We start from the raw sequence: 12,569 nt of genomic DNA, 5'->3' as shown, positions 1-12,569 counted from the left end.
GGGTCGGTCACGTCGAGGGCCGCGCCGCGAATCTTGTTCGACTGGAGAGCCGAGACGAGGGCGTCGGTGTCGACGATACCGCCGCGGGCGGCGTTGACGAGGACGGCGTTCGGCGGCATCGTGGCGAACTCCGCCTCGCCGACGAGGCCGCGCGTGAGGTCGTTCAGCGGACAGGCGACGACGACGTACTCCGACCGCGACAGGGCGTCGTGGATGGCGTCCTCGTCGAAGCCGACCACCTCGTCCGTCGGCCCGCCCTTCTCGGGCGTGTAGCGGACGCCGATGGTCTCCACCTCGAAGCCCTGCAGTCGCTGGACGAGTGCCTGCCCGATGGAGCCGAGACCGACGACCGTGACGGTGCTGTCGGTGAACTCGTCGGACTGGAAGTGCCGCCACTCGTTGTTCGCCTTGCGGCGCCACCCCTCGTGGAGGCGGCGGGTGAAGACGAGCATGTTCGCGATGGCCTGTTCGGCGATGCCGGGCGCGTGGATGCCGCCGGCGTTCGTCACGGCGACGCCCCGGGCGGCGAGTTCGTCCATCGGGACGTGGTCCGTGCCGGCGAACGTGCAGGCGAACAGTTCGAGGTTCGACGCCTCTTCGACCAGTTCCGGGTCGAGCGTGATGCCCGTCGCGACGCGCGCGTCGGCGACGAGTTCGCGTTCCTGCTTCGGCGTTCGGGCGAGCGCCACGGTTCGGTCGGGGAGGCGGTCCCGAAGCGTCTCCGCGTACGATTCCATCGAGAGTCCTTCCGTCCCCTCGCGGAGGACGACGACGTCGGGTGTGTCTGTCATTGTCGAATCATCGGTGGGTGTCGGTCGGTCGATTCCGGCCGGACGGCGGTGGCTCCGTCCGGCCCGAGTCGCTAGCGACCGATTGTCACTCTCGAACTTAGTCTTTTGTGTATCCGCTGTGTACGGAATTTGTGTACCATTAAGTGGGAGGAGTGTGTTACACCGTCGTATGCCAGCGACGACCACGCTAGACCTCCGTCAGTTACGACGAGCGTTCCACCGCTACCCCGAACCCGGGTGGCGGGAGTTCTACACCACGGCCAAACTCGTCGAGGAAGTCGAATCCATCGGCGTGGACGAACTCGCGGTCGGTCCCGAGGCGTACGACCCGGCGGACCGGATGGCCGCGCCGGACCCCGAGGACGTGCGGCCGTGGATGGACCGCGCCGTCGAACGCGGCGCGGACGAGGAACTGGTCGAGGCGATGGCCGGCGGCAACACCGGCCTCGTCGCCGTCCTCGACCGGGGGGAGGGACCGCACGTCGGGGTCCGCGTGGACATCGACGCCCTCTACGTCGAGGAGTCCGCGGCCGACGACCACGTCCCGGCCCGCGAGGGCTTCCGCTCGGAGGTAGACGAGACGATGCACGCCTGCGGCCACGACGCCCACATGACGTGGGGCCTCGCCGTCCTCGACGCGGTGAAGCGGAGCGACTTCTCCGGACGGCTCACCGTCTTCTTCCAGCCCGCAGAGGAGGTGTCCGGCGGGGGGCACCCGATGGCAGAGAGCGAGTACGCCGCGGGACTGGACTACCTGTTCGCGGCCCACGTCGGCCTCGACCACCCGACGGGCGAAGTCGTCGCCGGCATCGAACGCATCCTCGCGATGTGCCACGTGGACGCGACGTTCGAGGGGACGTCCGCGCACGCCGGGAAGGCCCCGAACGAGGGGGACAACGCGATGCAGGCGCTCGGAACGGCCATCCAGAACGCCTACGCCATCCCGCGGCACGCCGACGGGATGACCAGAGTGAACGTCGGCGTCGCGGAGTCGGGCACGGCGAGCAACGTCGTCGCCGAGGAGGCGACCATCCACGGCGAGGCGCGCGGCGAGACGACGGAACTGATGGAGTACGTGAAGGGAAAGCTCTCGACGACGCTCGAATCGGCCGCGGAGATGCACGGCTGCGACGCGCACGTGGACGTGGTCAGCGAGTCGCCCCGCGTCGACAGCGACCCCGAACTGGCGCGCGTCGTCGCCGACGTCGCCGGCGGGGTGGACGGCGTCGAGACGGTCAGGACGCACGCGGACTTCGGCGCGAGCGAGGACGCGACGTTCCTCATGGGACGCGCACAGGAGGCGGGCGGACTGGCGACGTACCTCGTCGTCGGGACTGACCACCCGACGAGCCACCACACATCGACGTCGACGTGGACGAGCGGAGCCTCCCCATCGGCGTCGAGGTGCTGACGAACGCGGTGCTGTCGGCGGGTGAGGCGACGTGACCGGCGAACGCGTCGCCTGCGTCGTCTCCGGCGGCAACGTCGACCTGACCGAACACGCCGAACTCACCCGAACCGGCCTGCTGGAACTCGACCGCTACGTCGAGGCGCGTCTGCACGTCGCCGACTGGCCGACGGCGCTCGGACGGGTCGGCGATGCGGTGGCCGACGCCGGCGCCGGACTCGACGCCGTCGAACGGGTCGACCGGACGGCGGGCGACCCGCCGAATCGGACGCCCGTCGCCGTCGGCATCGAGGGGAACGGCGCGGACCACCTCCGTGAGGTGCTGGGGTCGTTGGCCGAACTGGACGGCGTCGCCGTGGCGTCGCACACGCTCGCCTGACGGATGTCGGTCGCACTCGCCCTGCTCTCGTCGGTCGGCTTCGGGTTCCAGACGCTGTTCGTCAGACACGGCCTGTCGCGGGACGACGACAGCACGCCGCTGACGGCGGCGACGGTGACGCTCGTGACGAGTTGCACGCTCCTCGCGGCCATCCTGTTCGTTCGCCGGGGCGTCCCGACCGTTCCCGCGCTCCCGTCTCTCCTGCCGTTCCTCGTCGCCGGCGTCCTCGACCCGGGCGTCTCGCGACTGCTCTACTTCGAGGGTATCGACCGGGTCGGCCCGTCCGTCGCCGCCGCCCTCACGGCCAGCAGTCCCGCGGTGGCGACGATACTCCCGCTCGCACTCGGTTCCGGTCGGGTGCGGCGGTACGCCGGCACGACGAGCACGGAGGCGCTTGCGTCGTTCGCCGCCGCCGGCGTGTTCGTCGGAACCGCCTGGTACGCGATGTTCCTCGCCCTCGACCTCGGCTCGGTCGTCACCGTCCTCCCGGTGGTCAGCACGTACCCGCTCGTGGTCGTCGCCGCGTCGTACGCGCTGGCGGGCGAGTGGCCGCGGTCGCCGGCGCTGCTCGCGGCCGTCTTCGCCATCGTCGCGGTGCGGCCGCCGTCCAAGTCGGCTGAGCGCACGGGGGAACCTACAAGACCGAGGGCTGTCAACTGCTGGCAATGCTCGGGTCGAACGATGTCGTCCGACACGAAGACGTCCGCATTCCGGTCGCCGGCGACTCCGTCGCCGCGACGCGGTACGAACCGGCCGGCGACGGTCCGTCGCCGGCGCTGTTGATGTACGTGCCGTACCACCACCAAGACGGTATCACGTACGGCGCGTACGACCCGCTCAACCGCTACCTCGCCGCCGCCGGCTACGAAGTCGTCGTCGCCGACATGGTGGGAACGGGCGGGTCGACGGGGTTCATCGAGGACCCGTTCACGCGCCGCGAGGGGACCGAACCCGCCGAAATCGTGACGTGGCTCGCCGACAGACCGTGGACGACGGGCCGCGTCGGGATGTTCGGGAAGTCCTACGGCGGCATCACCGCCCTCGACGCCGCCGCGCAGCGACCGGAGGGGCTGGAAGCCATCGTCCCCATCCACACCCCGTTCGAGGGGGTGCGGAACGCCTACACGTACGGCGGCCTGTTCGAGTTCCTCACCATCGGGATGGACTGGCTCACGCTGATGCAGGCGCTGGACGCCAAGCCGCCGTCGAACCCGGACGCCGACCCGGCGACGATGGACGCGTGGCGAGAACGCCTCGACCGACTGGGCGACCGGGAGCCGTGGCTGTTCCAGTTCCTGGACGCGGAACCACACGAGGCGTACTGGGACGACAAGGTCATCCCCGTCGAGCGAATCGACGTCCCGGTCCTCGCCGTCGACGGTTGGCGCGACCCCTACACCGAGGACACCCTTCGCTACGTCGACCGAATCGACGCGCCCACGCGCGTGCTCTTCGGCCCGTGGCGACACCGGATGCCCCACCGGGGCCGCGAGTCGGCCGTCGACTTCCGCCGGCAGGTGCGCCGGTGGTTCGACGAGTTCCTGCGAGACGAGGACCACGGCGTCCTCGACCACCCCGAGTTCCGCGTGTGGACCGAACTCGACGGCGGCGGGACGACGGCGGGTCGGTGGCGCGGGCTGGACCGTTGGCCCACGCTGTCGACGGAGGATGCGGACACCGTCGCGTTCGCTCTGAGTCCGGGGGGCCTCGTCTCGCCCGCCGAGTACGACGGCGAGGGCTTCGAGGAGACGTACGAGTTCGACCCGACGGTCGGTCTCTCCTCGACCGACCCGTACGGCGCCACCGTCGCGCCGTCGGCCACCAACGACGACGACGCTCGCAGTCTGACGTTCGACTCGCAACCGCTGGAGACGGCGGTCGAACTGACCGGGACGGGAGCCGCGTCGCTTCCCCTGGAGTCCGCCGTCGCCGACCCGACGGTGGTCGTCCGCGTCGTCGACGTCGCCCCCGACGGGAGCGGGACGCTCGTCACGCGGGGGGCCGTCCGCGGGCAGTACCGCGACGGGATTGACGAGTCGAAACCGCTGACGCCCGGCGAGGAGTACGACCTGTCGGTCCCGCTCGCGCCGAAGTCGCACGTCTTCGAGGCGGGCCACCGCGTCCGGGTCGCCGTTGGGTCGTCGATGTTCCCGGAACTGCTCCCGACGCCCGAGTCGGGGTCGTTCACGCTCCGGTCGCGCCCGGACGACCCCGCCACCGTCGCGTTCCCGGGGGGACGGCTGGAGCGCGTCGCGTTCGACGACGCCGTTCGGATGGCGCCGCCGGACGACAGTCTCCCTGCGTCGCCCGAACGCGCTTCGGGCGCGTCCTCGTGGGTGACCGCCCGGGAGCACGTCTCCGGCGAGGCGCGGGTCGAGAAGGCGAACGAACTGACCGTGGACCTCCCGCACGGGACGCTCTCGCGCGACGCCACCTTCGAGGCGTCCGTGGCCGAGGACGACCCGGGATCCGCGTCCGCGCGGAACGAACTCCGACTGACGGTCGAGAACGGGTACGGGGCGTTCGAGGTGCGCGCGAGTAACTACATCTCACGGTCGTTCTGCCGCGTTCGCACCGAGGTGACCCACGACGGCGACCCGGTGTTCGAGCGGACGTGGACGCGGTAGCCGTCGCTCGTCACGACGCCGAGTAGCGAACGAAACGAGTCGGCCGCGGCGGCGGCCGAACGTCGGATTCGGGCGGACGAACGGCGCTACGAGGACGGTGCGGAGGGAGTTCGGGTCGCCACGCTGTCGACGGCGTCGGTGAAGATGTCGATACCGAGCGCAATCTCTCGTTCGGTGGCGTCGAGCGGTGGGAGCAGACGGATCGTCTTCTCGCCGCAGCCCAGCGTGAGGAGTCCGCGCTGGAGCGACGCCTCGACGACGGCGTTGCGCCGGTCTGCGGTGTCGAACTCGACGGCGAGCATGAGGCCCTTTCCGCGCACGTCCGCCACGTACTCGGGGGCGTCGTCGCGGAGCAGTTCCTTGGCCTGCCGACCGCGTTCCGTCGCGTTCTCCAGCAGGTCGTACTCCTCGATGGCGTCGAGGGTGAAGACGCCCTGCATCGACGAGAGGACGTCCCCGCCGCCGAACGTCGACCCGAGCCGGTTGGACTCCGCGGGGAACAGTTCACCGTTCGCGATGGTCGCGCCGACGCGGAGCCCTTTCGCGCTGGCGATGACGTCGGGTTCGATGGGGTAGTGGTCCGACGCCCACATCTCGCCGGTCCGACCGACGCCCGACTGAATCTCGTCGACGACGAGGGGGATGTCGTACTCGTCGGTCACGTCCTGCACCTCCTGCATGAAGTCGTCGCTCGGGAAGCGGTAGCCGCCGACGCCCTGAATCGGCTCCATCACGACGAACGCCACCTCTGCGGGGTTGACGTGGCCGCCCTCCGGACTGAGCATGCGGCGCAACTGCGTGCCCTCGCCCGTCACGAACCCGCAGTCGCAGGTGGCGGCGGTACACCCCCGGTCCGTGCAGAAGGGGACCGTCTCGATGCCCGAAATCTGGGGGTAGTGGCGCGTGTACACCTCGCTGGACTTGGTGACCGACAGCGTCCCCAGCGTCCGCCCGTGGAAACTCCCCTCGAAGGCGACGCCGTACTTCGCCGCCGGCGCGTTGTCGTGCGTTACCTTCATCGCGTTCTCCATCGCCTCAGCGCCGGAGTTCGAGAGGAAGACGGTGTCCATATCGTACCTCTCGGACACCTCGCACAGTCGCTTCATCAGGTGGCTGGACCCGGGGAACGGTGACGACTCGGGGTCTTCGCCCGCGCCGAAGTACATGTCCTGCCCGGCTATCTTCATCGGTTCCACGAGGTCGAACTCGCGGAGTTTGTCGAGCACTTTCTCGTTGTTGTAGCCGAGGGGTGCCGCGCCGATGTGGCAGGTGAAGTCCAGCAGGACGTTGCCGTCGACGTCCGTCACGAACGGCCCGTCCGCCTCGGCGGTCACGTCCCAGACGAAGTCGTGAGAGTACTCGCTCGGGGCCGCGTGCTCGGAGTGGAAGTCGATCCACTTGGCCGCGTTCGGACCCGGCAGACCCTCCGCTGTCGGTTCCGCGGTGTGCCTATCCATACACAACGAGTGTGTATGCCGTCCATTAAAACTAATTATTTTTGAGCACAGTAGTGTAGGAATAATCGAGAATTTCCACGTGTAGCGGGCCTCTCGTTCCTCTGGCGTGGCGTATCGACGGTGGAGTCCGCTCGTGGCCTCCGACCACGACTCGACTTCTTAGAGTAAATACACATAGTGAATGTATCTGGTGAACATCAGTAGTGAACACAAAGACTACCGGATCGCGCGGCGCAGTCGTGCGGGACACAGGTTGAATACGGCCCGGTTCGAGCGTCAGTCATGGCAAAATCGGACGTGTTCGCCCGGGTGGACGAGGCGGAGGACCGGTTGACGCGTATCGCGCGGGAGTTGTGGGAGACGCCGGAACTCGGCCTCCACGAGGAGCAGTCCGCGGCGGTCCTGCGGGACGCCCTCGAAGCGGAGGGGTTCGAGGTGGAGAGCGGCGTCGGCGGGATGCCGACGGCGTTCGTCGCCACCTACGGCGACGGCGACCCGACGGTCGGCATCTTGGGCGAGTACGACGCGCTCCCCGGACTCTCCCAGCGAGTCTCGGCCGACCGGGACCCGGTCGAACCGGGCGGGCCGGGACACGGCTGTGGCCACAACCTGTTCGGGACGGCGGGGGTCGGCGCCGCCGTCGCGGTGAAGGGGGCCATCGACGCGGGCGAGGTGGACGGAACCGTCGCCTTCTACGGTTGTCCGGCCGAGGAGACGTTGGTCGGAAAGACGTACATGGCCCGCGCGGGCGCGTTCGACGACCTGGACGCGGCGTTGACGTGGCACCCCGGCGACCTCAACACGCCGCGGATGGGCTCCTCGAACGCGCTCGACTCGCTGACGTTCACGTTCGAGGGCGTGTCGGCGCACGCCGGTGGGTCGCCCGACTCCGGTCGGAGCGCCCTCGACGCCGTCGAACTGACGAACGCCGGGGTGGAGTACATGCGCGAACACATCTCCGACGACGCCCGGATGCACTACGTCATCACGAACGGCGGGCAGGCACCCAACGTCGTCCCCGCCGAGGCGACGGTGTGGTACTACGTCCGCGCGCCGACCCGCGAGGAGGTCGAACGCAACACCGACTGGCTCCGCGATATCGCCGAGGCGGCCGCGAAGATGACGCAGACGACCGTCTCGGAACGGTTCCTCACCGGGTGCTACGACTACCGCGCCAACGACGTCGTCTCGAACGTCGTCTGGGAGAACGTGCGGGCGGTCGGTCCCATCGACTACGACGACGCTGACCGCGCGTTCGCCGCCGAGTTGCAGGCGACGGTGGCCGACGAGCGAATCGAGTCGCGCCTCTCGGACCTCCCGGACGAACTCGCCGACCGGGTTCGAGGCGAACCCCTGTACGCCGACCCGGTCGAACCGTTCGACCACGACCAGCAGACGCACGGGTCGACCGAAGTCGGCGACGTCAGTTGGATAACGCCGACCGGCCAGTTCCGCGGTGCGACGTGGCCCGTCGCGTCCCCGGCCACTCGTGGCAGGTGGTCGCGGCGAACGGCGACTTCGGACTGAAGGGCGTCGCCTTCGCGGCCAAAGTGCTCGCGGGCGCGACGTACGACCTGTTGGCCGACGAGGAACGACTGGCGGCCGCGCGCGAGGAGTTCGAGGCCGAAATCGGCTCGGACGCCTACGAGACGCCGCTTCCCGACGACGCGGAACCGCCGTTCGACGTGACTGCGATGGGCGGTGAGTGAGGGTTCGAACCGGTCGCGAGACTCCCGGTCCGACGGCACGGTCGTTCTCGATTCGTGGTTCTCGGGGGGGGCGGATAGATACGCTCGGCCGACGTAGTTCTCGGCATGAACACCTTCGCCCGAATCGCAATCGCTCTCGTCGTCGGGAGTCTCGGCTTCGCCGTCGTCGCCGTCGGCATCACCGCGGCCCTCGAACCTTGGGTCGCCTTCTCGCTGATAGTCGGTCTCCCAGTCGGACTGTCCGCCGGACTGACCGCGGCGTTCGCGACGTACGCCGGGTTGCGTTACCGCGACCAGGTGAGACGCGGGTCGGTGTCCAACTCGGCGGTTCGGACGCTCTGGGCCGGTATCACGGCCGTCTTGGACTTCGTCACCGTCACCGCTCTCGGTCTGACCGTCTACTTTCTCGTGGACGGAAGTCTCGGCATCGGACTTCTGGTCGTCGGCCTACCGGTGACGCTGCTCCTCGCCGCGGTTGCCGGCTATCTGAGCGCCGATACCGGTCGTGAAGCCGACGATGGGTCTCGATTCTCCGCCCGGTGACGGCCAACCGCTCCGGCTGTATTGCACGAACGAGGATTATAATCGAGTAATTATTAGTTCGAGAAAAATGGGTAGAAAATATATCGAAGTGATAAAATAACCCGCAACGCGGGTCGATTTGATAAGATACGACGGAGTATCTGCGTACCACTCGGTGGTGAGTAGAACCGGAAATCAGCTCCAGTAACCCGATTACCCGTCAGCTTCTCGACCGAGCGTAATCGAGGCCGAACGACTCGGTAGTGGGGAGATGTCGAAATATCGTCGAATCGGGGTACCGGTTCGAGAGCGGACGACCACCGACCGGTGACGACCGCCGGCCCGAACACGCGACGGTCCTCGAAGCGCTGGTGCGGGGGTTACTGCGACAGCGCGTGCGCGAGCAACTCGACGGGCGTCGGCGGTTCGTCGCGGTCCAGCGCCGTTCCCGCGATGGCGCTCGTCGCCGGCACCGGGTCGATTCGACCGTCGCCGAGTTGCGTCCGGCAGGACGCGCCCGGGGCGGTGACGACGTCCGCGGCGCTCTCCTCCACTTGGTCGAACAGGATGTCGCCGACGGCCTTCGACAGCGAGTAGTGTTCGGCCTCGTAGCCGAAGCTCCCGGCCATCCCGCAGCAGCCCGAATCCAGCGGGTCGACGTCGTACCCCGCCCGGCGGAGGACGCCGACGGCGTGGTGGTCTCGCTTCGTCGCCTTCTGGTGGCAGTGGCCGTGGTAGGTCAGCGACACGTCCGGGTCCGTCCACTCCACGTTCGCGTCGAGGCGGAACGCGTCGAGGTACTCGCAGGCGCCGTACGCGTTCGCGGCGACGGCTTCGACGTCCTCGCCGGACAGCAGGTCCAGCGCGTCCGACTGGAACATCACTGCGTCGGAGGGTTCCGCGAGGACGACGTCCCAGCCCTCGGCGACGCGCGGCGCGAGTTCGGCGACGTTCTTCTCCATCGCCTCCCGCGCCTTCCCGACGAATCCCTTCGACAGCGGGGGCCGACCGCTGTTCGTCCGCGTCGCCACGTCCACGTGGACGCCCGCGGCTTCGAGGACGCGCACGGCGGCTTTCCCGACCTCGGGGTGGCTGAAGTTCGTGTACGTGTCCGCGAAGAACACCGCCTTTCGTGTCGCGTCGTCCTCCGAGACGCGCGCGCCGCCCCGGCTCTCGAACCAGTCTCTGACCGTCTCGCGCCGGAACTCCGGCAGCGAGCGCTCGCGTGCGATACCGACGAACCGCTCTGTGAGCGTCCGCGCCCCCGGGAGCGACTGTGCGACGTCGAGAGGGGGGCGAGCGCGCTCCCGACCTTCGAGAGCGCGTCGACGTTCGCGAACAGTTTGTCGCGGAGGCTCGACCCGTGCTCTTGGTGCCGCGCGTGCATGACTTCGGTCTTGAGTTTCGCCATGTCCACCTCGCTCGGGCAGTCGCGGGCACAGCCCTTGCAGCCGATACAGAGGTCGAGTACCTCCTCGGCGAACTCGTCGTCCGTCGGGTCGTCGGGCAAGTCGCCGCTCATCGCCTGTCGGAGCAGGTTCGCCCGGCCGCGCGTCGCGGTAATCTCCTCGTCGGCGGCGCGGTAGGTGGGGCACATCACGCCCCCGGTGGTGTCCTGTCCGCTGCGGCAGCCACCGCATCCGTGACAGAGTTCGACCATCCCCTGCATCCCGTTCTCGTTGTCCCAGTTCAGCGACGGCTCGAACCCCGCGTCGAAGTCGTACTCGTCGTCGTACCGGAGGTGTTCGGTCATGCCGTGGCGTTCGACCGCGCTCGTCCCCGTCGCGGACGCTCCCTCCTCCAGGCCGCAGACGTTTCCGGGGTTGAGGAGCCAGTCCGGGTCGAACGCGGTCTTCAGGTCGCGGAACGCCTCCCACAACCGGTCGCCGTACAGCTTGTGGTTCCACTGCGTGCGCGCGCGGCCGTCGCCGTGTTCGCCGGAGACGCTCCCGCCGAACTCGACGACCATGTCGGTCACTTCGTCGGCGATTTCGACCATGTCCGCGCGGTCCTCCGCCGCCTTCGTGTTGACGAGCGGGCGGACGTGCAGCACGCCCGGACCCGCGTGGGCGTAGAACGCGGCGTCGACGTCCCGGTCTTTCGCCGCGAGGAGCGACTGGAACCGCTCGACGAACTCCGGCAGGTGCTCCGGCGGGACGGCGCAGTCCTCCATGAAGCTGATGTGCTTCTCGTCGGAGGTGCGCGAGAGGAGGATTGGGAGCCCGGCCTTCCGGAGCGTCCAGAACTGCGTCCGGTCGGACTCGTCGTGGGCCTCCAACCCCTCGAACGCGAGCGTCGGCCCGGACGCGGCCCCCTCGGCCGCCGTCCCCGCCTCCGTCGCGTCGCTGTCGGCGTCCCGAACCCTGTCGGTCAACAGGTCGGCCGTCTGCGCTCGTCCCGCCTCGTCGTCGCCGGCGTAGAACTCGACCAGCAACGCGCCTGCGCGTCCCCGGGGACGAGTGCGGCCACGTCCTCGAACTCGGCCGTGTTCCGCGCCAACCCGAGGAGGACGTCGTCGACGAGTTCGACGGCGGCCGGGTCGTGTTCGAGGACGTACTGCACGTCGGTCACCGCGTCGAGGACGCTCTCGTAGAACAGTAGCGACACCGCCTTCGTCTCGGGGACGGGTTCGAGCGACACCTCCGCTTCGGTGACGACTGCCAGCGTGCCCTCGCTCCCGGCGAGGAGTCGCGCGAGGTTGACGGTGCCCGTCTCCGCCTCCGCGACCAGCACGTCGAGATTGTAGCCCGAGACGTTGCGCTTCAGGTCCGGGAAACGCGCGTTGACCGCTTCGGCTTCCTCGTCGAGGATGCGGACGACTTCGGCGTACACCCGTTCGAGGAGGGTCCCGGTCGGGTCGGCCTCCGCCCGCAGGTCGGCGACGTCCGTCTCGCCCAGCGTGGTGACGGTGCCGTCGGCGAGGACGACTTCGCAGGACTCGACGTAGGCGTCGGTCTTGCCGTAGACGAGCGAGTGTGCGCCCGTGGAGTTGTTTCCGATGGCGCCGCCGACGGCGCTCCGGTTACCCGCGGCCGGGTCGGGCGCGAACTTCAGTTCGTGCGGGGCGAGCGCGTCGTTCAGGTCCGCGAGGACGACGCCCGACTGAACGCGGGCGACTCTGTCCTCCGGGGCGAGTTCCACCACGTCGTCCATGTGCCGGGTGAAGTCGAGGACGACGGCTTCGTTGACGGCCTGCCCGGCGAGACTCGTCCCCCCGCCCCTCGGCAGGACCGGAATCTCGTTTTCGGCGCAGTGGGAGACGACGGCGGCCACGTCGTCGGTCGAATCGGGGTAGACGACGCCGATCGGGGTACTCTCGTAGGCGCTCGCGTCGGTCGCGTACAACTGCCGCGTGTAGGTGTCGAACCGGACGTCGCCGTCGACTCGGCCTCGGAGCGCGTCGAGGAGGTCCGGCCGTTCGCGTCGTCGGAGACGTAGTCGTAGTCGGCGCGTCGGTCCGCGTCTGGTCCGGTCCGAATCGGTATCTGCGTGCGGTCAGACATCTGTGCGGGGCGAGAGAGTCTCGACTCCGTTCGACGGTGCTCCGCCGGCGCGACTCGTGACGGCTTCGCTCACGCGGATCCTCCGGTGGGTCTCCCGCGACGGAAACGCACACCTCGTCTGCTGACGATGGGTGACATGACTGGTCGTGCGTATCGCACACACGCCGATAAGT

Annotated in this window: 5 protein-coding genes and 4 pseudogenes; 6 read left to right on the top strand and 3 right to left on the bottom strand. The window is 68.8% G+C overall.

Going from position 1 to position 12,569, the window contains the following annotated elements:
- Nucleotides 1-791 (bottom strand): NAD(P)-dependent oxidoreductase (locus GJ632_RS01880; RefSeq protein ID WP_191451904.1); only part of this gene is annotated, 791 nt, incomplete at its 3' end.
- Nucleotides 792-960: 169 nt separating this feature from the next.
- On the opposite strand from GJ632_RS01880, the pseudogene GJ632_RS01875 reads away from it, so the two are divergent.
- From GJ632_RS01875 to GJ632_RS01860, 4 genes and pseudogenes are all read left to right on the top strand, one after another.
- A pseudogene (locus GJ632_RS01875) lies at nucleotides 961-2,237 on the top strand (amidohydrolase).
- Nucleotides 2,231-2,578, top strand: a pseudogene (locus GJ632_RS01870) (serine/threonine dehydratase); the annotation flags it as partial. The pseudogenes GJ632_RS01875 and GJ632_RS01870, both read left to right, overlap by 7 nt.
- Before the next feature lie 3 nt (nucleotides 2,579-2,581).
- Nucleotides 2,582-3,361: a DMT family transporter gene (locus GJ632_RS01865; protein WP_191451903.1), complete on the top strand. Its 780-nt coding sequence runs from the start codon at nucleotides 2,582-2,584 to the stop codon at nucleotides 3,359-3,361.
- Complete coding sequence (locus GJ632_RS01860) at nucleotides 3,244-5,205, top strand: CocE/NonD family hydrolase (protein WP_191451902.1); 1,962 nt, start codon at nucleotides 3,244-3,246, stop codon at nucleotides 5,203-5,205. The genes GJ632_RS01865 and GJ632_RS01860 overlap by 118 nt, the downstream gene beginning before the upstream one ends.
- A gap of 86 nt (nucleotides 5,206-5,291) precedes the next feature.
- On the opposite strand, the gene GJ632_RS01855 is transcribed toward GJ632_RS01860, so the two are convergent.
- Nucleotides 5,292-6,662 (bottom strand): aminotransferase class III-fold pyridoxal phosphate-dependent enzyme, encoded by a 1,371-nt coding sequence (locus GJ632_RS01855; RefSeq protein WP_191451901.1) that lies wholly within the window; start codon nucleotides 6,660-6,662, stop codon nucleotides 5,292-5,294.
- 282 nt (nucleotides 6,663-6,944) lie between these two features.
- On the opposite strand from GJ632_RS01855, the pseudogene GJ632_RS01850 reads away from it, so the two are divergent.
- A pseudogene (locus tag GJ632_RS01850) lies at nucleotides 6,945-8,371 on the top strand (amidohydrolase).
- A 105-nt stretch (nucleotides 8,372-8,476) separates the two neighbouring features.
- A complete protein-coding gene (locus tag GJ632_RS01845; protein WP_191451900.1) occupies nucleotides 8,477-8,914 on the top strand; it encodes a hypothetical protein in 438 nt (145 codons plus the stop codon).
- Nucleotides 8,915-9,273: 359 nt separating this feature from the next.
- On the opposite strand, the pseudogene GJ632_RS01840 reads toward GJ632_RS01845, so the two are convergent.
- Nucleotides 9,274-12,396 (bottom strand): annotated as a pseudogene (locus GJ632_RS01840) (FAD-binding and (Fe-S)-binding domain-containing protein).
- Nucleotides 12,397-12,569 lie beyond the last annotated feature (173 nt).

Origin of the sequence: Halogeometricum sp. CBA1124, from assembly GCF_009741955.1 — an archaeon.
Classification (GTDB): Archaea; Halobacteriota; Halobacteria; order Halobacteriales; family Haloferacaceae; genus Halogeometricum; species Halogeometricum rufum.
Note: the sequence above shows the minus strand (reverse complement) of the source record. Positions and strands in the feature narration are given on the sequence as shown.

Excerpts from the sequence above, each read along its gene's own strand:
- GJ632_RS01860 (WP_191451902.1), top strand. The coding sequence starts at position 3,244 with ATGCTCGGGTCGAACGATGTCGTCCGACACGAAGACGTCCGCATTCCG.
- GJ632_RS01845 (WP_191451900.1), top strand. The coding sequence starts at position 8,477 with ATGAACACCTTCGCCCGAATCGCAATCGCTCTCGTCGTCGGGAGTCTC.
- GJ632_RS01855 (WP_191451901.1), bottom strand. The coding sequence starts at position 6,662 with ATGGATAGGCACACCGCGGAACCGACAGCGGAGGGTCTGCCGGGTCCG.
- GJ632_RS01865 (WP_191451903.1), top strand. The coding sequence starts at position 2,582 with ATGTCGGTCGCACTCGCCCTGCTCTCGTCGGTCGGCTTCGGGTTCCAG.